At 53.6% G+C, this 22,593-nt stretch carries 18 protein-coding genes; 14 read left to right on the top strand and 4 right to left on the bottom strand.

Translation table 11 applies throughout. The features are described 5' to 3' along the window. Nucleotides 1-2: 2 nt before the first annotated feature. The 6 genes from IEX10_RS16565 (at nt 3) to IEX10_RS16590 (ending at nt 5,878) form a co-directional block, all read left to right on the top strand. Nucleotides 3-1,517, top strand: coding sequence for an FkbM family methyltransferase (locus IEX10_RS16565; RefSeq protein WP_188677949.1), 1,515 nt, complete (start codon nt 3-5; stop codon nt 1,515-1,517). Beyond that, a complete protein-coding gene (locus tag IEX10_RS16570; RefSeq protein ID WP_188677951.1) occupies nt 1,514-2,440 on the top strand; it encodes a sulfotransferase family protein in 927 nt (308 codons plus the stop codon). The genes IEX10_RS16565 and IEX10_RS16570 overlap by 4 nt, the downstream gene beginning before the upstream one ends. A 44-nt stretch (nt 2,441-2,484) precedes the next feature. After that, entirely contained in the window at nt 2,485-3,483 is a 999-nt protein-coding gene (locus tag IEX10_RS16575) for a glycosyltransferase family 10 domain-containing protein (RefSeq protein WP_188677953.1), read from the top strand. 5 nt (nt 3,484-3,488) lie between these two features. Next, nucleotides 3,489-4,181, top strand: coding sequence for a 6-hydroxymethylpterin diphosphokinase MptE-like protein (locus tag IEX10_RS16580; protein ID WP_188677956.1), 693 nt, complete (start codon nt 3,489-3,491; stop codon nt 4,179-4,181). A 109-nt stretch (nt 4,182-4,290) separates the two neighbouring features. Next, nucleotides 4,291-5,253, top strand: a complete 963-nt coding sequence (locus IEX10_RS16585; protein WP_188677958.1) for a glycosyltransferase family 2 protein — start codon at nt 4,291-4,293, stop codon at nt 5,251-5,253. After that, entirely contained in the window at nt 5,192-5,878 is a 687-nt protein-coding gene (locus tag IEX10_RS16590) for an acylneuraminate cytidylyltransferase family protein (RefSeq protein WP_229678607.1), read from the top strand. Before IEX10_RS16585 ends, IEX10_RS16590 begins: the two co-directional genes overlap by 62 nt. 101 nt (nt 5,879-5,979) lie before the next feature. Here the strand turns inward: IEX10_RS16590 and IEX10_RS20035 are convergent, their stop codons facing one another. Together IEX10_RS20035 and IEX10_RS16600 are read right to left on the bottom strand one after the other, a co-directional pair. Next, on the bottom strand, nt 5,980-9,534 hold the full coding sequence (locus IEX10_RS20035; protein ID WP_229678608.1) for a 6-hydroxymethylpterin diphosphokinase MptE-like protein: 3,555 nt from the start codon (nt 9,532-9,534) through the stop codon (nt 5,980-5,982). Nucleotides 9,535-9,644: 110 nt separating this feature from the next. Beyond that, nucleotides 9,645-10,577 (bottom strand): NAD(P)-dependent oxidoreductase, encoded by a 933-nt coding sequence (locus IEX10_RS16600; protein WP_229678609.1) that lies wholly within the window; start codon nt 10,575-10,577, stop codon nt 9,645-9,647. 223 nt (nt 10,578-10,800) lie between these two features. Between IEX10_RS16600 and gmd the strand changes: the two genes are divergently transcribed. The 8 genes from gmd (at nt 10,801) to IEX10_RS16640 (ending at nt 20,415) form a co-directional block, all read left to right on the top strand. Further along, the gene (gmd, locus tag IEX10_RS16605; protein WP_188677960.1) at nt 10,801-11,919 is read left to right on the top strand and encodes a GDP-mannose 4,6-dehydratase; all 1,119 of its coding nucleotides are present in this window, start codon (nt 10,801-10,803) and stop codon (nt 11,917-11,919) included. 11 nt (nt 11,920-11,930) lie between these two features. Next, nucleotides 11,931-12,887, top strand: a complete 957-nt coding sequence (gene fcl, locus IEX10_RS16610) for a GDP-L-fucose synthase (RefSeq protein ID WP_188677962.1) — start codon at nt 11,931-11,933, stop codon at nt 12,885-12,887. 60 nt (nt 12,888-12,947) lie between these two features. After that, the gene (locus IEX10_RS16615) at nt 12,948-14,381 is read left to right on the top strand and encodes a mannose-1-phosphate guanylyltransferase/mannose-6-phosphate isomerase (RefSeq protein ID WP_188677965.1); all 1,434 of its coding nucleotides are present in this window, start codon (nt 12,948-12,950) and stop codon (nt 14,379-14,381) included. 80 nt (nt 14,382-14,461) lie between these two features. Beyond that, on the top strand, nt 14,462-14,998 hold the full coding sequence (locus IEX10_RS16620; protein ID WP_188677968.1) for a hypothetical protein: 537 nt from the start codon (nt 14,462-14,464) through the stop codon (nt 14,996-14,998). Then, nucleotides 14,995-15,963, top strand: a complete 969-nt coding sequence (locus tag IEX10_RS16625; protein WP_188677971.1) for a glycosyltransferase family 2 protein — start codon at nt 14,995-14,997, stop codon at nt 15,961-15,963. Before IEX10_RS16620 ends, IEX10_RS16625 begins: the two co-directional genes overlap by 4 nt. Then, nucleotides 15,960-17,087: a glycosyltransferase family 2 protein gene (locus tag IEX10_RS16630; RefSeq protein WP_188677974.1), complete on the top strand. Its 1,128-nt coding sequence runs from the start codon at nt 15,960-15,962 to the stop codon at nt 17,085-17,087. The genes IEX10_RS16625 and IEX10_RS16630 overlap by 4 nt, the downstream gene beginning before the upstream one ends. A 130-nt stretch (nt 17,088-17,217) precedes the next feature. After that, a complete protein-coding gene (locus IEX10_RS16635) occupies nt 17,218-19,548 on the top strand; it encodes a glycosyltransferase family 2 protein (protein ID WP_188677976.1) in 2,331 nt (776 codons plus the stop codon). Beyond that, nucleotides 19,549-20,415, top strand: coding sequence for an ATP-grasp fold amidoligase family protein (locus IEX10_RS16640; protein WP_188677979.1), 867 nt, complete (start codon nt 19,549-19,551; stop codon nt 20,413-20,415). A 49-nt stretch (nt 20,416-20,464) separates the two neighbouring features. On the opposite strand, the gene IEX10_RS16645 is transcribed toward IEX10_RS16640, so the two are convergent. Both IEX10_RS16645 and IEX10_RS16650 read right to left on the bottom strand, forming a co-directional pair. Next, entirely contained in the window at nt 20,465-21,664 is a 1,200-nt protein-coding gene (locus IEX10_RS16645) for a hypothetical protein (RefSeq protein WP_188677983.1), read from the bottom strand. A 16-nt stretch (nt 21,665-21,680) separates the two neighbouring features. Then, nucleotides 21,681-22,529 (bottom strand): hypothetical protein, encoded by an 849-nt coding sequence (locus IEX10_RS16650; protein WP_188677986.1) that lies wholly within the window; start codon nt 22,527-22,529, stop codon nt 21,681-21,683. Nucleotides 22,530-22,593 lie beyond the last annotated feature (64 nt).

Raw genomic sequence — 22,593 nt, forward strand, 5'->3', positions numbered from 1 at the left:
TCATGTCAGATTCCAAATTTGACACCCCCATCGGGGTTGTCGTTCATATCGGCGCAGGGACAGGGCAATCCCTCAAGGAGCTCGTAGCGGAGCGTCCGGACCATATTATGTTGATAGAACCTCATCCTGAAACTGTTGCTCGGTTGCACGAGGCAGTGAAAGAGGCAAAGAGGAATACCTCCGATCTTTCCATAGAGGTCATTAATGCGGCAGTAAGCCAGCAGACGGGCCAGTCTCCATTTTATATGCTGAATTTCACTGACCTTAGCAGTTTATGTCAGCCCACCGCTCTGACTGATTTGATGCAAGGAGTGCGTGTTGAGCAAACCATGCCGGTTAAGACCCTAAGGCTTGCGGATATGTTGGAAAATGTGACTTTCCAAAACGGCAAACGCCACCGCTTAATCCTGGAAGCTCCAGGTATGGAGATGGCAATTCTCAAGGATTGTGCGGCAACGGGGTTGTTTGACCGCTTCGAGGACATCCATGTTTCTGTGGGTATCGAAACCTATTTCGACGGGGCTGCTGACAGCCAACATGTATTGGAATTCCTGTTCGAGACAGGATATGTTTTACTAGCGCAGGATGAAACTGCGGACCCAGACTGGCCACATTTTTCGCTGCATCGTAATCCAGTGTCTGCGAAGTTGAGCGAAGTTGTCAAAACCCATGAAATTGAAAAAGAAAAACTGCAGAAGCAACTGTCAGAGGCAACGCAGGTCGGTCAGAATGCTGAGGAAGCGCTGAAAGAGCAAGCTACTGCGGCTGAAGCTGAGAAAAAGAGATCTCAGGAACAACTGGCGCAGGCCACGCAGGAACGGGATTTTGCAAGACAACAAACCAAGGATGTGGAACGCATACTTAAGGAGCGCAATGCAAAGGCTGAGGCAGAACTTGCCAAAACCTATGAGCACGAACAGCAGAGCTTGCAGAAGCAACTTGAACAGGCGCTCACAGAGCAAAAAACTCTATCTGAAAAGTTATCAAGCTTAGAGCAGGAGCAGAAAACAAAGCTGGCAGATGGGGCAGTGGCCTTGGCTGCGTCAGAAGCTTCTTTCGGGGTTTTGCGGGCTAAATTGGAAGCCGCCGAAACCTTACGAGCGGAGGCTGAAGACAAAGCAACCCGTGCGTACAATGAACAGGTCACTGCTGAACGGGAAGGGAAGCGGGAACTGGCCATGGCCTTGCGTTTACAAACACTACAACAGCAGGACCTTGCCGAATTGCAGCAGCGCTATGCCGCCGCGCAGGTGGAGTCCCGTAAACAGGAAGATCTGCTGATCAAGCTGACCCAGAAACTGGGGAGTGCAGCAGGGTATTTGCATGGCTTGACTGACGATAGTCCTACACCGGAGCGGATTTCCCAACCAGCTCCCCGAAAGAATACGCCAAAAAAGCGGGCTCCCGCTAAAGTGTCAGGTGAAGCTGCTGCCACCTCCCAAAAGACGACAACAGCTAAAACCAAAACGAAGGCCGCGGCAAAGCCAGCATTACGAAAGAAAAGCGGTAGTACATGACCGGAACTTCTGTGAATAACACCGCTTTGTTGGGTGCTATCGAAGAAGCGCTTGATCTGCTGGAAACCCGTGACAGGCACCAAAACCGTCAGGCATTGGTTGTTGAACCCCTTCCAAGCTTGTTGGAGCAATGTGAACGGATGCGGGACCAGATTGCTGCGCGGCCCAAAGCGCCCGTTCGTCTAGTCCATCATTTCGCCTGCACCGGGGGCACACTGTTTTCAAAGTGTCTGGCGGCTGTACCAAACACTCGTTTGCTCAGCGAAATTGATCCGCTTAGTCCGATTACGACCCATCAGTTTGCCCCCACAGATTTGATCCGCCATCTGACCCACGATTTGCGCGGGGCTGATCCGGAACTGCTTATAGATATCTTTCTGTCTGGAACAGTTGCCTTGTATGATTGGTGTGAGAGCCGCGGCCAGCGGTTAATCCTGCGCGATCATAGCCATTCGCATTTTTGCACAGGGGCCGGGCAAATTCCGCAACGCCCGACACTGCGCGAGATAGTAACCCGTCGCTTGCCTGCCCTGTCGGTATTGACAGTGCGCCACCCGATGGAGTCCTATCTTGCATTAGCAGAAAAAAAGTGGTTTCACTTCGCACCCACAACACTTGAGGAATACGCCCGTCGCTATCTGGTGTTTCTGGACTGCTATTCTGATGCCCCGTCGTACCGCTACGAAGATATGGTTGAAGATCCCCATGAGCTTTTCAAACAGATATGTGACAGTCTGGACCTACCTTTTTCCGAAAATATTTTTGACATTTTCCCCGTCATCTCCTTGACGGGAGACAGTGGACGGCAAGGCGGGCTGATTGCGCCCCGTGCGCGTCGAGATGTGCCTGCGAATGTTGCTGCTCAAGCCGAAGCAAGCTCTTCTTATGCCCGATTGTGTTCCAGGATGGGTTATAATCCCTAATGGTTCCGGTTTTTCTATTCGGAGATTTTGCCCATCGGATCCCTTTGGCCTATGCCCCGATTGCATCCCTTTGTCACGACCGGATCAAGGTGGTGGATCAAATTCATCAGGCCAAACTGATCCTGATCGGTCACAGTAAAGATATTGCGCGTTATGAAGCGGAACTTGCCGCAGCACTACGTGCAACCCCCCGATGCCATGCGGTGTTTTTATCTGAAGAGCCCTTTTGGGATATAATCTGGGGCGCAGATCCGTTTTCACGCCAGCAATTCATGGAGATTGACGGCGACCGCTTTCCTTTGACGGTGTTAAACCACACCACATCGGATATTTTTGCCTTCAACCGTATTCCTTATTTTCTACTGACGGATCTGGGTTTTGCGACCCGCTATGCGCTCCGATTTAGAAGGAATGCGCGAAAGTCCCCGGAGGACTGGGCCGACCACTTTTCCAACTGCTCCTATCGAGCCGCCTTTATTGCAGAAAAGCGGTTGAACCCGAAATTCGCAGTGTCCTTTCCGCAAGAAGACACTTTTGGCCTGTGTCGATTTCGCAGTCTGGTGACGCAAGATTACAAGACTGGACAGGTATTGCGTGCGGGCGCAGGCTGGCGGAAAGCACCGCGACGACAAGCACTTGGTAACTGGCATTTGGACAAGTTGATGCAACTGGATCAGCGCTGTCGCTTCGTCTCGGCACTAGAAAACACCCATCAGCGGCAGTATGTCACCGAAAAATTTTTCGATGCTTTTGCAGTTGGGGCCGTGCCGCTCTATTTTGCTTCGCAAGGGCATCGGGTCCATGATATTGCGCCTGCAAATGTTTGGGTCAATCTGTTTAACTCAGATATTGAAACCGCCGCTGCCCATGCATGCCAAAGCATCGACGCGTTTGCTTTTGATGCCCCGTTCTTTCAATCCTATTGTGCTATACAGGCACGGTTGGCAGATACGTTCGCCAATCCTGCTGTGCTACTGGCTGAACAAGACAGGTTGAGTGCGGCTTTGATTGGGGAATTGCAAACCCTAGCGACCGGAGTTTGACTGATATGGTACAATCTTGTCCCCGCCTGCCCCGTTTCAAAAATCGCCATATCGGGGAAACCTGCGTTCTCGTGTGTAACGGGCCATCGCTGAACAAAATGGATCTGGAACCGTTAAAGCACCAGACGGTGATCGGGCTAAACAAGATCCATCTGGGGGTCGAGAAATTCGGATTTTATCCCAAGTACCTAGTGGCAGTGAATGAGAAGGTGATCGGGCAGTCAGCACAGGATATTGCCGCAATGAACTGTGTGAAATTTATCAGCAATAAGGGCGCTCAGCACGTGCCTGCCGATGCGCTGACCTATCACATCAATACGAAATCCCCGCCTGCACGGTTCTGCCGCGATATCACTGCCGGTATCCGTGAAGGGGGGACTGTTACTTATGCTGCATTACAGATCGCCTACTTCATGGGGTTCGCGCGGGTGGTGATCATCGGCATGGACCACCGGTTTGATTTCAGCGGCAAACCCCATGAGGCGCATCATATGAAGGGGCCGGATGTAAACCATTTCAGCCCTGCATATTTTTCCGGCCAGACCTGGGACAACCCCGATTTGCAACGCTCTGAAGAGTCTTACCGGATTGCGCGGGAAATCTTTGCGGCAGAGGGGCGCGAGATCATCGATGCCACTTTGGACGGAGGCTGCGAGATATTTGTGAAACACCAACTCAGCGACATTTTGGGAGGTTGAACGGAGCTCCGCCTATAGCTTAGAAGGCCCCTGTAAAGTTGAAAGTATTTTATTTATAAGGTCTTTCATCGATATTAAATTTGCTACCATTTGGATGGACACACCGGATATGCGCGCCAGCATTGTTATTCGAACGCTGAACGAGGCCAGACATCTGGGCGATCTGTTGGCTATGGTAGATCGTCAAATTACAAACGGGCTGGAACATGAAGTGGTCCTGATCGATTCAGGTTCCACAGACGGAACAGTTGAAATTGCCCGTGAATACGGCTGTAAGATCACGACCATCACCAAAGAAGAATTCTCTTTCGGGCGCTCTCTCAACCGCGGTTGTGCCTTTGGATCAGGCGACATTCTGGTATTGATCAGCGGCCACTGTGTGCCGGTGGACGAACACTGGTTGCAAAACCTGTGCCAGCCGCTGATGGACGGGGTGTGCAGCTATACCTATGGCCGCCAGGTGGGCGATGATGACAGCCATTATTCCGAACGCCGGATTTTTGCGAAATACTTCCCCGAAGAGTCCGCTCTTCCGCAAGAGGGGTTCTTTTGTAACAACGCCAATTCCGCTGTGCTGCGTTCGGCCTGGGAAGAGTACCAGTTTGACGAAGATCTGACCGGACTTGAAGACATGGAGCTGGCCAAGCGGATGGTCGCCAATGGCCATAAAGTGGGCTATGTGGCCGAAGCGCCGGTGTTCCATCACCACGATGAAACCTGGACTTCGGTGCGGCGACGCTTTGAGCGGGAGGCCATTGCTTTGCAACAGATTATGCCAGACGTGACCATCTCGCAGCTGGACCGAGGCCGCTATATTGTCACCAGTATAGCCCTGGATCTTCGCTCGGCAGCGCTGACTGGTCATTTGGGCTCCTGCTGGGCCAATATCTTCAGATACCGCTGGCATCAATACACCGGCTCTTACAAGGGCAATCATGGTTTGCGGCGTGTGTCTCGAGCCAGAAAAGAGAAATTTTTCTACCCCTCTACCAATGAAAGAGAAGACCAAAATGACTGGCTCAAACCGCACCGTCGCCCTGCTGCCCATGAAGGCCAACAGCCAAAGGGTTAAGGGCAAGAATTTCCGCGATTTCTGTGGCAAGCCTCTGTTCCGCTGGATTCTCGACGCATTGCTGGCGGTTGAGGAAATCGACGCGGTGATCATCAACACCGATGCCCGGCACATACTGGCGGAAAACGGTTTGGTAGAGACAAACCGCGTGATCATCCGCGATCGCAAGCCCGAACTGATCGGGGATGAAGTCTCGATGAACCTGATCATTGCCGATGATGTGGCCAGCGTGCCCGCAGACACCTATCTGATGACCCACACTACCAATCCGCTGCTTTCAACTGGCACCATCCGTGCCGCGCTGGAGAGGTTCAACGCAGCGCAGGGTGAAGGCACTGCGGATTCCCTGTTTACCGTGAACAAGATCCAGACCCGCTTTTACCGCGCGGATTGTTCGGCCATCAATCACGACCCTGACAACCTGATCCAGACACAGGATCTGGAACCGTGGTTCGAGGAAAATTCGAACCTCTACATCTTCACCGCTGAGAGTTTCGCCAGCACCAAAGCGCGGATCGGATCAAAACCGATGATGCACGAAACGCCGGGGCTGGAAGCCAGCGACATTGATACACCGCAAGACTGGGACATGGCTGTGGCCGCTGCGGGAATTTTGCATAAGTAAAGACCTGTAAAGCACTACTATTCATACAAAAAGCTGGCCCCATGTCCAATGGGGCCAGCTTTTTCCGTTTTGGTGGTGGGCTGAATGAATAGGCCCGCGTTTTAGCTCTGTTGACGCGCGTACTCCGCGAATTGCTTGTACATATTTAATTTGCGCTCTTGATAGAGTGCGTCACATATTTCTGCGCATTTAGTAAATTCACCTGCGTTAAACAACGCATGGGCTTGGGTGATAGACAGATCAGTAGGGTCGACCCGGACCTCTTTAGCCCCAAAAGACGATACTGGTTCTGGATTGATTGCAGCAGCCGGTCTTGTAACAGGGCCGCCACCAAACAGACTGGAGTAATCCACTCGCTCAAACACCTCTAGTTTGCCACCGACGGTCGCATTGTAGATGGTGCGGCCAACTGCAGAATAAGCCAGATCAGCCATTTTGTAGTTCATCAAAACCCGTTCCAGTTTGGGATCTTTCCAAGTTTTGCCTTTGCCGAAATAATCCTTGTGGAAGTGGTTCGGATCATCGGTTGTAGAGAGAATATTATCACCGTTTCTTTTATGACTTTCAGGAATAACATAATCGAAATCCATTCCGATCAGGTAAACCTCGGTAAAGCCCATGAAAAACGCCAGTTGCAGGTTGATATAGGTTACGGATTGCCCACAATACAGCACCTTGCTGGCGTCAGTTGAAAACCGGGGTACAGCATAATTAGGGGAAGTCTTTTCGTAAAACCCCCGGTTCATTTCAAAAAAGAATGTGTTGGGGGTCTTCGGGTGCAGTTTGCTATAAATTGTAGGGAAGAACTTGTAAGGTGCTTCATATGCAACAATTTCTCCGATATTTTCTTTCATAACAGAGCTGTCCTCAACCACAAAGAACGTAGGGCGAAAGCCGTTTTCACGCGTCTTGTAATAGATTGAATTTACAGCAAAACTATATTCACCTTCCAGTAGCGATAGATCATGTTGATTTAATGAGGGGCCGTTTCCAACGATGAAACAGCGCTGGCCCTGAAACCGATTGTGGAATCGCGCAAGTTCATCTCCATCAGGAGGAGGGGTGTTGCCATAGAGTTCTTGCTTGGGGTAAGAACCCAAATCTTTAAAATTAGGTGGGAATATTAGATCCTCAGAAAGGTTTTCCACCCGGGCTGGGGATTTTATTCCGTTGATTGGTAATTTTTTATCACTACGATATAGGTCCAAATCTCCATAGCTCTGTGTGCGTTCAAGCATCATGGCCAGTGTTTTTTCTTTTCCCACATGATTGCACTGGCCGTGTACATAGTCAGTTGGACCAATATCCTTAGCGACACGACAGCCAAAATTTTCCCGCAAGTGGCGAAACAGTTCTGGTGCATGTGGGCGTGGCTCACCACCAACTGAATGATGTAAATGCACGTATGTAAACGGTGATTGCACTATACTTTCAGGAGGGAGATGATTGAGGACAGTAACGTCCAAGGCGCGATCTTCCCCTGCGTATTCAATATACTGTTCAAACCCTTTTAAAGAATTATAAATATCGCGGCGTATGATCACGATACCCCCCGTAAGTGTGGTAGGTTTTTGGATGTTTGGCGTTGATATAACCTCGACGGCTTTTTCACTGCGTATCTGTTTGGTTTCAGTGGGCGAAGAATAATGTATATACGTATAGGGTGATACCAAACTTTTACCGTTATAGCACCGCAAAATATCTGTTAGAAAATTTTCACCTGGCAATACGTCAGAGTCCATTAGGCAGACGACGTCAGTTTTACAGAAGTGGCGCACAGAGGCGTTATATGCCCACCCACGATTAAAGGGCTTAGGATTAAAGATAAACTCGTGCCGAACTCGAGAGGGCATAAGATGAGACACATCGGCCCATTTAGAATTCAAGTCTTGTTCAATAATTAGAAGATCGATCAGGTTTCCATAGCATCGATCTAACCAGTTTACGACAACTGCAAGATTCTCTATCCGGTCAGGTTCATTGGCCTTGATCTTAATCGCAATAATTGCGGTGGCAATGGGGTCTGTTGGTCCGACATCAGCTAGAGCTCGCGCTTCCATTGCCCGCTGCGACGACACCGGCTTTGCGTCTACGATAGGAAACTCCAAGCTTGGGATTACCTGCGTTGAAGGGAACAAAGACGTTAAAAAATCCGCGTTAAAAAATTCCGTTATTTTCGAAATAGGACTAAGGTTGATAACTTCCGCCCCTTGCTTCCGAGCGTAGTCGGCACTTTTTTTCCAAGCATTCTGATGTGTTTGTGAGCGTGGTAACGAATAAAGGTCACCTTTACGCTGATATCCTTCAAAGAAGTAATTTGGATTTTTGGTAGGGGAGTGTTCAATAACTCGAATAGTTTCAAAAAAGAGTCCAGTCGGTCCCTTCTCAAGGGCAAGAGCCCCTTTCATTTCGCTGCGTAGGCTGTCTAGATCGAGCTCGTTATATTCTTCTGCTGTGATTGGCCGCGATCCTACAACTTCTTCAGTATAAGAGCCTTCCATTCCAATCATGTATATTTTTTTATACCCAAAGTTAACAGCTTTGCGTAACAGAAAATCTCCAGTAGAGCCGTGAGGTACTTTGATCTGCCGCTTAATGGGAGATACCTTTAAAGAGAAATAGAAGAAATCAGTTGGAATTGATGGATCTTCAGATATTCGCCTGAGTTCTTGTGCGTGGGATTTCACAACCTTCGCATCGCACCAAGCGTAATATTTTGGCCACCATTTTAACTCTTGGAACAACCGATAGGCAGCGCCGCATCCGAAAGTGTCGATATTTCTTGGTAGATTTTCAAAACCACGTTCAAGTAGAATTTTAGATGATGGTCCATTCCCGATTAATAAGATTGCTTTATCAGGCTTATTAGCATCGAATAAATCGTTAAAGATGAGATTACTGATTTGATCATATACATAATTACTCCCCGTTTCGGTGAGATGAATATTATCGCAGGTGAAGTTTTTGATCTGATCATTGTCCCACGCGCGCAAATCTACAACTGACATACCTGCCTGCCCCAACTCTTCTGCGAATAGATCGGAATATTGATGTGTAATATCAATGTTTCTGGGACGGCCTCGTTTGAAATCCCCTTCCCAATCTGGAACAAAACGGTTGGCGGAAACGAAGATCAGGTTGTTAATTTTTTTCAGCCTTGGCAACAGATCTCTGCGCGCCATTTCGATACTGTACATATTATTGGTTTTTTCCCCTTCGTATTCTTGCTCAAAAGGGGTGTCAAAATGGTCTTTTAAAGCCTCGGCACCAAAAACCTTATCAAAGATCTTTTTCTTGTTGTTCACGATCTTTTTTGAATAATCTCGCGTATTTAGAGCCAAGTTATCCGCATTTTGCGGTTTCGGGTTATTGTATAGATCGTTGATTGCACTTGATGCGGGGCGCGGGGACCATTCGACAATGCCTGTGTATAGAATGACATGGTCATATTGTTTGAGTTCATTTTCTGAAAAAGTTTCCAAAAAATCCAGCGTTGTTGTCCACTTCATCGGGCATAGATAAAGATCAACGTCCAAACGCGGATCAGCAGCCAACCGTTCTGCAAAAAGCTCGTGAGAGGTTCCGGCAGGTTTATGCTGGCCACGGCTATCCGTAAAAATAAGGACACGTTTTTTCTGCAGTTTTTGGTCGGACATTTTTCACCTAAGCAAATTAGTTATTCAATTCTTGTGGCCAGAACTTCCTGGGTCTTTAACAGATTACTCTGTAAAGATATCACTCTTGGAGGAAGGTCTGATGGTTGGCATCACGCCAAAAACCCTGCAATCTTGTCTATCGCTTCGTGGCTCGCGCGGATTACAGCGTCTTTGGTGTTGGATCCGTTATGGGTGCCAAAGACACAGCGTGGCATGTCTCGTAGGGGAGAGTTGTCTGGCAGCGGTTCGATTTCAAACACATCCAGAGCGGCGCTGAAGACCTTGCCTGATTGTAAGGCACTGATCAAAGCGGATTCATCAATCAGCGGGCCGCGGGCTACATTGACGATGCGGATACCGTCTTTGGCGCCGTTCAGAACATCTGCATTCAGCATGTGGAAGTTGTGTTGGTTCAGCGCACAGGTGAAAACCAGAAAGTCCAGTGTATCGGTCTGTTCGGGCCAGCTTGCGCGGCGTAAGGCGGGAAGACCCGCATCCCCTTCTACCCCTGGGTCATAGGCCACAACATCCATGTCACAGGCCAGCAGGCGTTTGCAAACATTATAACCGATGTCTCCCAGGCCGACCACGCCAACCTTTTTACCTTCCAGACTGATCCCAGCGGGTTTGGGCCAAGCTTTATCCTGACGTACGCTTTGGTTGATCTCAAACAAATGCCGCGCCAGGCCGATCACATAGGCGACAGCGATATCCGAGACTTCTTTGCCAAACATCATCGGTGTGTTGATGATTGGGAGATCGAGTGCCTTACAAGCGGCGAAATCCACATTATCGACGCCAATACCCCATTTGACGGCTGCTTTTAGCTGGCCCTCTTTCCCAGCTTTAAACACGGCTTCGGTTGCCGGGTCGTCACCAATGATCCAACCATCATATTGTGGTACTTTTTCCACCAGCTCTTCAACCGAAAGAACTTGGGTCACCTTGGCGGGTACGAGGGTTATGCCGCGCTCTGCCGCATAAGATGTAAATTCATCAATAAGCCCCAGCATGGGTGGGCAGGTGACTAGAACGTTTTTCATAATAAACCCTTGGTTTTGCCGATCGCGTACATTGCGCACAGCCATACTGGACTGACCTTAGGTGTCAAGAAGCCCGGACGGCAGATCGCTGGCATCCGCCGAAAATAAAAACGTTCCTTCGAACCGTAGTTCATATCCAGAGATGTATTTGTAAACTCTTGCACAGCTTGATAGGGCTATTTCAGGCATGCATAGGCTGCTGTGGCCATTCAAAGAGTATCACATGAAAAAAGCACTTATCACCGGTATCACAGGTCAAGACGGCTCTTATCTTGCGGAATTTCTGCTGGAAAAAGGCTATGAGGTGCATGGCATCAAGCGTCGTGGATCAACGCTGAACACGCAGCGAATTGACCATATCTATCAAGACCCCCATGTGGACAGCCAGCGGCTCATTCTGCATTACGGCGATCTGACGGATACCTCCAATCTGGTGCGGATCATCAAGGACATTCAGCCAGACGAGATCTACAACCTCGGCGCGCAATCCCATGTGGCGGTCAGCTTTGACTCCCCCGAATATACGGCAGATGTGGACGGCATGGGCACCCTGCGCCTGCTAGAGGCGATCCGCCTGCTGGGGCTGGAAAAGACCACGAAATTCTATCAGGCTTCGACTTCGGAATTGTACGGTCTTGTGCAGGAAACCCCGCAAAAAGAGACCACGCCGTTTTATCCCCGTTCGCCTTATGCGGTGGCCAAGTTGTATTCCTACTGGATCACCGTCAACTACCGCGAGGCTTATGGCATGTATGCCTGCAACGGCATCCTGTTCAACCACGAGAGCCCGCGCCGCGGCGAGACATTCGTGACGCGCAAGATCACCCGTGGTCTCGCCAATATTGCGCAGGGGCTGGAACAGTGTCTGTATATGGGCAATATCGACAGCTTGCGCGACTGGGGCCATGCCAAAGACTATGTGCGGATGCAGTGGATGATGCTGCAACAAGACACGCCCGAGGATTTTGTCATCGCCACCGGCGTGCAATATTCCGTGCGCGAGTTTATTACATGGTCGGCCAAGGAACTGGGCATCACGGTGGAGTTCACCGGCACGGATGTGGACGAAATCTGCACCATCACCGCCATTGACGGCGACAGCGCCCCTGCCCTGAACGTCGGCGATGTGATTATGCGCATCGACCCGCGCTACTTCCGCCCTGCCGAGGTAGAAACCCTGCTGGGCGATCCGGCCAAAGCCAAAGAGAAACTGGGCTGGGTGCCGGAAATCACCGTGCAAGAGATGTGCGCCGAAATGGTGCGCGAAGACCTAAAAACCGCCAAACGCCATGCGCTTTTGAAAGAGCATGGGATGGACATGCCGGTTTCGGTTGAAAACTAAGGGGACACCCCATGAAAATATACATCGCAGGGCATCGGGGGATGGTGGGCAGCGCCATTCTGCGCCAGTTACAGGCGCAGGGGGGGCATGAACTGATCACCCGCACCAGTGGCGAACTGGACCTCACCAATCAGGCGGCGGTGCAGGACTTTATGGCCGCAGAAAAGCCCGATCAGGTTATTCTGGCGGCGGCCAAGGTGGGGGGCATTATTGCCAACAACACCTATCCGGCAGATTTCATTTATGAAAACCTGATGATCGAATGCAACGTGATCCACGCGGCCTATACGGCGGGAGTTCACAAGCTGTTACAGCTCGGTTCCAGCTGTATTTATCCGCGTCTGGCAGAACAGCCGATGCAGGAAAACGCCCTGCTGACTGGCACGTTGGAGCCCACGAACGAACCCTACGCCATTGCGAAAATCGCGGGGATCAAGCTGTGTGAAAGTTATAACCGGCAGTATGGCACGGATTACCGCTCTGTGATGCCGACAAACCTTTACGGCCCCGGCGATAACTTCCACCCCGAGAACTCCCATGTGGTGCCCGCCCTGATCCGCCGCTTCCATGAGGCGACGCAGAACAACACCCCCGAAGTGGTGATCTGGGGCACCGGCAAACCCATGCGCGAATTCCTGCATGTGGATGATATGGCCGAGGCCTCGCTGTTTGTGATGGGGCTCGATGATGCCACCTACAGGGCCAATACCGAACCGATGTTAAGCCACATCAACGTAGGCACCGGCAGCGATGTGACCATCGGCGAGCTGGCCCATATGGTGGCAGAGGTGACGGGGTTCCAAGGCGCAGTCAGCTTTGACACCGACAAGCCCGACGGCGCCCCGCGCAAACTGATGGATGTCAGCCGGTTGAAAGACATGGGCTGGAGCGCGCGGATTGGTCTTAAAGAAGGGTTAACCAATGCCTATCAATGGTATCTGGACAATCAGACTACCCTGCGGGGATAATGTGATTAAGACCCGCCAGCCGCGGCTGTGACCGCAGGGCGCTTTAAGGAGTTTTCAGCAATGACTTTAACCATCCACCCCGTTCTTCTCGCCGGCGGGTCCGGCACGCGGCTTTGGCCGTTGAGCCGTAAATCCTATCCTAAGCAGTTTTCACCGCTTTTGGGCGAAGAGAGCCTGTTTCAGGCCTCGGCCAAGCGGTTGTCGGGGGCGGATTATGCCGCGCCTGTGGTTCTGACCAATGATGCCTTCCGTTTTATTGTGACCGAGCAGTTGGCAGATGTAGGGATCGAGCCTGCGGGGATTTTGATTGAACCCGAAGGGCGCAACACGGCCCCTGCGGTTCTGGCGGCGGCTTTGTCGTTGCAGCAAAAAGATGCGGATGCCCTGATGCTGGTGGCCCCGTCCGATCACGTAATCCCCGATGTGGCGGCCTTTAACGCCGCCGTGGCTGCGGCAACAGAGGCAGCACAGGCTGGCGATCTGGTGACATTCGGCATCACCCCGACACGGCCCGAAACCGGCTATGGCTATCTGGAGCTGGAAACCGCGCCCGAAAGCGGCGGCGCCCCGCGCCCCGTCAAACTGACCCGTTTCGTTGAAAAACCCGATGCGGAGCGGGCCTTGCAGATGCTGGCGGCAGGCAACTACCTGTGGAACGCAGGGATTTTCCTGTTTTCCGTCAAGACCATCATTGCCGCTTTTGAAGCGCACGCCCCATCCCTGATGGACCCGGTGCGCGCTTCGGTCGAGAACGCGCAAAAGGATCTCGGCTTTACCCGTCTGGCGGCAGAAGCATGGTCACAGGCCGAAGATATTTCCATCGACTATGCGGTGATGGAAAAGGCGCAGAACCTGTCTGTTGTGCCTTACGCCAGCGGCTGGTCCGATCTTGGCGGCTGGGATGCGGTCTGGCTCGAAAGCGGACCGGACAGCGACGGGGTTGCCACCAATGGTGCGGCGACGGCGATTGACTGTAAGGACACCTTCTTACGCTCTGAATCCGATGAACAAAAGATCGTTGGCCTCGGGCTGACAAATGTGGTGGCTGTGGCCATGCCCGATGCGGTTCTGGTGGCGGATAAATCCCGTGCGCAGGACGTGAAAACCGTAGTGTCCGCGCTGAAGGCCCAAGGCGCGAAACAAGCGGAAACCTTCCCCCGTGATCACCGCCCTTGGGGCTGGTTTGAGAGCCTTGTCGTGGGCGAGCGCTTTCAGGTGAAACGCATCGTGGTGCATCCGGGGGCGGCGCTGTCGCTGCAATCCCACCACCACCGCGCCGAACACTGGATCGTGGTGCAGGGCACGGCCAAAGTCACCGTGGACGAAGAGGTCAAACTGATCAGCGAGAACCAATCCGTCTATATCCCCCTTGGCGCGGTGCACCGGATGGAAAACCCCGGCAAAGTGCCAATGGTGCTGATCGAAGTGCAAACCGGAAGTTATCTCGGGGAGGATGACATTATCCGCTATGAGGATGTCTATTCCCGCAGCTGAGCCCTTGCGTAATAATGTCTGGTTCCAGTGCGCTTTAAAATGTTCTAACAGGGGGTGAATTCTTAAGGGAGCGACCTCTGATGACCAATAATATCCGTCTTGGACCGGACGCCAATGCCAACCAGATCCTGCGGGTGCTGCGGGTAGAAAATCCGACCGGCGATATCGAATGCGACACGCCGATTGCGCCGGGTGTGTTGTTTTCTTTCGATCCCACAGGCACGCTTAAGGGCAGCCTGCAAGGCAATGAAGACGCGCTTTTGTCGTTTCGCATCGAGAGCCTGAAAGACAGTCACTGGCTGGCGCTGCATGTGTCTTTGGGCGGCTTTGATCTGGACGGATTCGGGGTGATCGGCTTTATTTGCAAAAGCACAGCACCTTCGGCTGTGGCGATGAAAACCTGCATCCGGTCAGGCACCGAGGCGGGGTTCGTGGACTGTTTCTTTGACAAGCAGGTGGTGTCTTACGCAGAAACGAGCACCCATCTGGATGCAATGGACGTTGAGGGGCGCAAGAACCTGCCGAAGCAGGCCCCTTGGCGGGATTTCATCCTGTTCCTGCCGCCGGATCGTCCGGTTGAGGCGACTTTGCAGGACCTGCGTTTCTTCATCGTATGAAACTTTCCCTTGTCATTCCTGTCTTTAATGATCCCGAAGGGGTCGGGCGGCTGCTGGCGCAGGTGGTGACGCTTGGTTTTTTTGCCGAAGTGGTTATCGTCGATGATGCCTCTGAAAACCGCAGCGATCCTGCCGCGCTCGGGCTGAACCCTGCCACCCTGCCCTTCAAGCTGAAGTACCACCGCGTGCGCAAGAACCGTGGCGCGGGGTATGCCCGAAACAAGGGTCTTTCGTTATGCAGTGGCAGCCATGTGATCTTCTTTGACAGCGATGATCTGTTCACGGACGGATTTACCCTGCTGGTGGACCGGTTACAGGGCCGCGAATTTGATTTCTGTATCTTCAAACATGTGGACAGCCGCGTGCGTGCACGAGGCGGCAGCGGTCTGTTGGCAAGCGACGAGGATCGCTGGCAAGACGCTGATGCCCGCGGTGCGCTCGGTACGCTCTCTGCTGAGGGCGCGCAGATCCTCTGCACCGTGGCCGCCTATCCGTGGAACAAGATATACCGCGTTGATTTCCTGCGCGAAAACGCCATTCGCTGCACGGAAATTCCGGTGCATAACGATATTGAAATCCACTGGATGGGATTTTTGCACGCGCAGACCATTCTCTATTCCGACCTGATCTGCTGTGAACATTTTGTCGCCGAGGGGCGCGGGCGTCTGACCAACCGGCGCGGGCGGGAGCGTTTCGCGGTGACAGAGGCGCTGATAGAGGTGCAAAAGGCCCTTGGCACCAACCCGCAGACCCGCAGTTTCATCGTCCCTTTCACCGGCTTTTACATTGGCCTGTTCCATTGGATCGAAGCACAGCTTGTCGAAGATCTGCACAGACCCTTCCGCGAGTTGATACAGGAGTTTCTGCGTCAGAACCTGCCGCTCGAACATTATATCCGCGTGGTGGACACCGATCCCGAGCTTGGCTTGCGGATCAACCGGATTCTGAAGGGACAACGGGCATGAGCGTTTCCTTCATCATTACCAGCTATAATATTGATCCTTATATAGAAAAATGCCTTCAAAGTGTCGCGAGTTCGGCCCGTGCAGGGGATGAGATCATCGTGGTGGATGACGGTTCCAAAGACCAGACCGTCGATATGGTCCGCAGCTTCATGGCGCGCAGCGACCTGCCCGAAGGGGTTGATCTAGTGCCGGTGTTTCTGGGGGCCAATACCTTTGGCGGCGTGGGGATTGCCGCCAATATCGGCCTTGATCATGCCAGCCGCGACACGGTGTTCTTTGTGGACGGGGATGACTGGCTGAACCCTGCCACTTTCAACAGTTGCCGCGCGGTGTTTGACCAGCGCGGCGTTGATTTCCTGATGGTGAACTATCTGGAATACGACGAACTGCTGGACGAGATGCGCCCCCCTGCGGATCAGGGACGCTGGCGGTTGCTCGATGCAGGGTTTACCCCACAAGAGCGCCGCGATTTTGCCCTGTCGATGATCGCCGTGCCCTGGCGCAAATTTTACCGCCGCGACTTCCTGAAAACCCATAAACTGCGCTTTCCCGAAGGGGATTTCTTCTTTGAAGACAACCCCTTCCACTGGGCGGTATGCCGCGCCGCGAGCAATTTCTCCTTCTTTGATCAGGTGATCTGCTATCACCGCGTCAATCGTCCGGGCCAGACCATGGCCTCGACAGGTGCAGAATTGATGGCGTTTTTCACCCATTACGATCTGATCACTGCCGATCTGCCTGCGGACGATCCGGCGCTGAAAGTGGCAGCGATGCGCTGGCTGGTGAACAATATGTCCTGGCATATGACCCGCCTGCGGCCCGCAGTGCTCCATGCTTACGGGCAGGCCGCCGCCGCCCGCATCCGCGCCTTTGACGAAAGCCTCTGGAACGATCACATCCTGACCGGTTTTGCCCAAAGCCCGATGATTGATGCGATTTTGTCTCTGCGGGCCGGCGATCTGGCGGGGTTTGTTGCGGGCGCCAAACTCGACAATCTTCAGCGCCAGCTTGAAACCTTGCACCACCAACTGCTGGAACAGGCAGAGACCGGCGCCGACACCCGCGCCCAGATCGACAGGCTGCGGGCGGTGCAGGAATTTGATGCGCTGACCCGCAGATTCTAGACAGTTTTAAGGTAAATTCTCAACCTCCCCTACGGCTTGTAGAATTTACCTTCGCGGGGAAACCCTCTAGGACGGGAGGGTCCGCTCGGGGCAGAATTGCGAATAGATTCACGATCAAAGAGATTACAAAATGAACTTCCAAAAAATCCAGCGGGCCTATGCGGATATGCGCCGTATTCTCGAAATCGCCAACGGGCGGCGCGGGCTTCTGACCGATGCTGAGATAAAGACTCTCTCCAAAGCTCTCGAAGCCACGGGGGAGGCCAATGATTTTGGCGCCATCATCTATCTTTATGAACGTCTGCTGCATCTCGGCGCAATACTGGATGAAGGACCGATGTCCCCCGAACGCCAGCGGTTCCATTTCCGCTATATCCGCGCCCTGCTGAAAACCTGTGATTTTGAAACCGGACTGGCCTATCTGAACAAGGCATTGGAACGCTTCCCCAGCAGTCTGGATCTATGGACCCTGCAGCTGCATTATCTCTGGTTCAATCGTCCTTCCGATCTGGTAGAGATGGCGCGGGCGGGGCGATTGGATGCGCTGCCAAGCACTGGTTTGATCGGTCTTTACGGGGAAATTTTCATCCTAGCAGGCCAGCATGAACGGGCCCGCGAACTGGTCAACGGGGCCAATGCCGCAGGGCAAGGCAGCCCTGATCTGCTGTTCCTGCAAATGAACAGCGAAACCGATTCCGCGCGCAAACTTTCGGCCTTCAACAGCTATCTGTCCCAGAACAACCTGCGCCCGCTGAAGCTGCGGGATGACAGCCAGCCCATTGGCATCGATAATCTGGTGGCTGCAGATCCCCACGGGGATCACACCAGCGACGGGCCGCTGGTAACGGTGATCACCACCGCTTATGAATGCGCGGAGTATCTTGAGGTCTCCGCCCGCTCGATCCTGGATCAATCCTATCGCAATATCGAACTGATGCTGGTGGATGACTGTTCGGATGATGCGACACGGGCCAAAATCGCCGAACTGGCCGCACAGGATTCCCGCGTGGTGCCGGTTTACCGGTCCGAAAATGCCGGTACTTACATCGCTAAATCCGAAGCCTTCCGCCGCGCCAAAGGCGAATTCACCATCTTCCATGACAGCGACGACTGGGCCCACCCCGACAAGATCCGAAGCGAAGTCAAAGAGTTGCGCGCCAACCGCGATCTGGTCTGCCTGCATTCCAGCTGGGTGCGCATCAACGAGGAAGCCCATATCCTGATGCAGCTTTCGGGCAATTACGGCCATCCTGATCCGGCGGCCACCATGCTGCGCACGGAACCGGTGCTGGCCCGTTGCGGTACGTTCGATCCGATCCGTACCGGTGCGGACACCGAATTCAAACGCCGCATCCAGCATGCTTTCGGCCCGCGCAGTCTGCGCACGGACCGGCGGGTTCTGGTGCTCGGGCGGCAACACGGGGAATCCCTGACCCAAAGCGGTTCTTCCACCATGAAGAATTTCGGCTGGTCGGTGCCCCGCGCGCTCTATCGTGCCAGTTGGTTTGACAATTACGCCACCGAAAACCGCAGCCGGAACTACTGGTCCCCCCTTGGCGTGCGCAAGATCCCGATTCCGGTGCAATATGATTTCGGCGACCTGATGAAATACGACAGGCTGGCCCGTCTCGGGCTCGACCAAAAGTTCGAAGACATGATCTTTGTGATCCGTGGCCAGCACGCCAAACGGCACCTGACCCAGATTCACCGGCTGATCCTGTCACTGCATCATAACGGCTATCGTGTTGGTTTCTGGTTTGAAGACAAAGACTGGGCCCATGACACATGGCAGGGCAAACACCTGCGCAAGATGCAGTATCTGCATTACTATCACACGCTCGACAATCTGACCGGCAAGCTGTGCCTGTTGCTCGACAGCACAGAAACCGGCGTCACCGCGCAAATCGTCGATCCGGACCAGTTGCAACGGGACGGCACGGCTGAAGCCGGCCCGTCGGAGACTCTTGAAAGTTTCTCCCGTTTCCTGATCTCACCCAACTGGGCCCAACATATGGAGACCCTGAAAGACGTACCCTCCGAGGATGTTCTGGTCTTTTCGCGCACCGATGTGCCCGGAACCACAGCGCTGCAAGGAACGGCTTTTGCCTTTGCAACACAGCCCGCCCCCAAAGGCTGGCGGAATCTGCTGGGCAGCGGCAAAGGGCAGCCTGCCGATACACTGGTTCTGGTCCATGGCGGCTGGAGCGAGGAAGACATGATTGAAGCCGCAATGTTGGCCCGCCAGTTGGGCCGCCGGTTCCTGTTTGTGGACATCTTTGCCGAGGCACTGATTGACCACGACTTGTCCCGCGAGGGTGATTTTACCCTCTCTACCCCGCTCGAACCCGCTGTAGGGGCCGGTTTGATCCAGAAGATTGCCGCCGTGATCGCCGGCGATTACACTGCGGGGCAACCTCTGAACACCGGCTTCCGCCTGAACCTACCCGCGAAGGGACTTTGAATGAATACTCCGACCTATTCGCAGTTGCTGAACCGCCGCACCCAGGTTTGGGCAACCGAGGCCAATAAGACTCGCTTTGACGAGCCAACCCAGAGAGAATTTCAGAAACTTGTCCATATAAACAGGAAAGATCGCGGTTACGCCTTTGCAAAGGAATGCGGCGTGGCCAGCGTACCCCACGATGTCTTTACGGATATTGACGCAGCTCTTACTGGACCGTTGCCTGATCGTTTTGTGGTGAAGCCCTTAGTTGGACACAGTTCGGCAGGCGTACACCTGATTGAAACGCGAAGCGATGGAACACTCTGGTGCCATATGACCAATAAGGAGTTCGCTTCGCCGGAGGCTTTGACGGAACACTATAAGAAACGTCTCGCCAAGGCGGGTAAGTTCAAGATGTCCGCGGAAATTCTGCGGGAGTCTTATGTTGAAGACAGTCTCGGCTTTGATGTGCCGCTGGATTACAAGGTCTACGGGTTTTACACTGGCGCCGTACTGGTGATGCAGCGCTATGCGCCGGTCCACCTGCCCTATGATCAATGGGCCTTTGCCATGTATGATCGCAACGGCACCGATCAAGGACAAATCCGCTGGAAAACCGATACACATCCCGATGTGAAGCTGTCTTTACCCGATAACTTTGACGCCCTGATCAAAGCCACCGATACGCTGGTCAAACAGGCGCGGGTGTCTTTTGTGCGCACTGATCTGTATTCCACGCCGCAAGGGGCTGTGTTTGGTGAATTTACCCCTGTGCCCAATGCAGGCAAGGAAAGCTTCACGCCCGAGTACGAGACCATTCTCGGGCAGCACTGGCAGAACAGTATCGACGAACTGGGCCTGAACTACTTTAACAAGCCAACCTGAACGGCAGGCATGGCGGGCTGTACCCGATGATCGCCTGCTCCGTTCTGTTCTATCCCTTTGGCCCTTTACCGAACCGGTCCCCCAATTCGCCTGCGCGGGCCTGTAGGGTCGCGATCTCTGCGCCGTATTTGTCCTGCGGGGCTTTCAGATCCAGCGTGGCGCGGGCTTGTTCCAGTTTTTCGCGGGCAATATTCTTGCGCTTCTCGGCAAAATCAAGGGCCGCTTCGGCCAACAGGGCGCGGGCCCGTTCCAGTGCCAACCCCTGACGATAATGGGTCAGAACATGGGCCAGTTGCGCGCCGAACAGGGCGTTGTCATCCAGCCGGTAGATGTTGGGCACTTCGTCATAACGGGTCCAGTCGGGGATCAGATCACCTGCTTCCAGATCGGGGCGGCGTTTGATCAGCCGGTTGTTGGTCCGATTGAACCGCTCCTGCACCTCTTGTGCCATAGTGCGGCCAATCTGAAGCGGCTCTTCGACCGGAATATTGCGCAGATCAAGGGCCGCTGTCAGATTGCCAAGCTCTGAGCGATGCTCCCCCAGCGCATTGACCAGCCCCATGGCGCGCCAGTCGATCGCTTCATTATGGTGGGGGACATCGTTCAACCCGCTGCGATCAATCCCGATCTCTTCCGCCAGATGGGCCGTGATATTGTTCTGCCGCAAAAACGGCACAACCCGCAGGTTATCCGCGCCGAACACCTCTTCCCAGCGGGAAACAATCTGGTCGTAGTTAAAATAGGCGCTATTCTCGCTGACCGATTTGCGGGTCAGGGCCGCAGGGGTCACAGGTTTGCCAAGCCGCGCCCGCTGGGACGCGCCAGAGACCAGCAGATCCACCTGCGGACGCAGATGCAGATAGACGGTGATTTCACTGAAATGGGGCGCAAGGAAGTCCCGCACGCGGCGGATCATCCGCACGGTGGTGATCTTGGAGTGCAGGTGCTCGTTTGAAATCACCCAGTGGCGGGCCTGCGGGTGGGCTGCGACCTCGGCGGCGAACTCTGCTTCAAGGGTCTTACGGAAGGCGGCGTGGTCATCCTTGGTGTGCACCCCGTTGCGGCGGAAAGCCTCGTCGGGCTTGTCGCTGTCGCGCCCGTAAACCATCAGCTTGCGGTGGTTCACCTCGCCAAGGCTCTCAGGGTAGATCACCCCCTGTTGCGCCAGCGCCTCGCGGTTGCCCGCAAACCAGTGCTGGCAGCTGGTGGTTCCGGTCTTTGTCGTACCGATGTGCAAAGCAAGCTTCATGGGAATTCCGTTTCAGTTAAAGAGTATTAAAATCCAGAAAGGTCAGACTGTCATCCGCCTTTATACGCGCCACATCCGCGGCGTAAACATCCGCAAGAACGGGTTTTTCTTCCGGCTTCCAAGGCCAGTACCCAGGGTATTCCGGACCTCTGGGATAGGCTTTGACCGCCGCGCGCACATCCTTGTGCAGCACTTTGCGCTTCTGGCTGAGCTCGCGCAATTCGCGGATTGTGCGGTGGGAAAATCCGGGCCGTTCGGTTTTTTCCAGCAGGGTGAAACTGTCCGGTGCCAGCCCCGTCACGCGGGACAGCAGGGCGCGTTCGTTGCCCTTCAAATCCTCGTACTGATAGACCAGAACCTCTGCCCCGTCGAATGCCGCCTGAAGGGATTTTAGCACAGGATACCAGGTCAATGTTTCCAGCGGGGTGCGCAGAAACTTGCGGAACATTTTGAACGGGGTGGATTTCAGCGTCTCGCAATAAAGCGAGGGCAGATAACTGGCGAAGGGACGGATGCCGAACACGATTGTCGGACGCTCCAGCCCCAGATGATCCGCCAGCAGGCGGCTGCGTTCCGGTGCTGTGGTATAAAGCCCCTCGGGATGGCAGACGTGCTGCACCAGTGCGGGGACATTTTCGTCAAACACCAGATTGATGCCGTCCCAGTCCTGCCGGTAGACGCTCGCCCCCAGTTCCATATCGGTGCGCCCGTTCAACAGCGGACGGGTATAATCCTGCCGGAACCGGTCCAGCGCCACGTAATGCACCTGCCCTGCCTTCAGCGCGTCCCCCGACAGATCAAGGCTCTTTTGCAAAAAGGTGGTGCCGGTTTTATGGGCGCCGAGCCACAGGATATTACGTGCCAACCGTTTATGCTCCAGCCGTTTGCATGTTCGGGATACTCTACAGGATGTGCCGCGCTGGGAACAA

This window comes from Neptunicoccus cionae, from assembly GCF_014643735.1.
In the GTDB taxonomy this organism is placed as follows: domain Bacteria; phylum Pseudomonadota; class Alphaproteobacteria; order Rhodobacterales; family Rhodobacteraceae; genus Amylibacter; species Amylibacter cionae.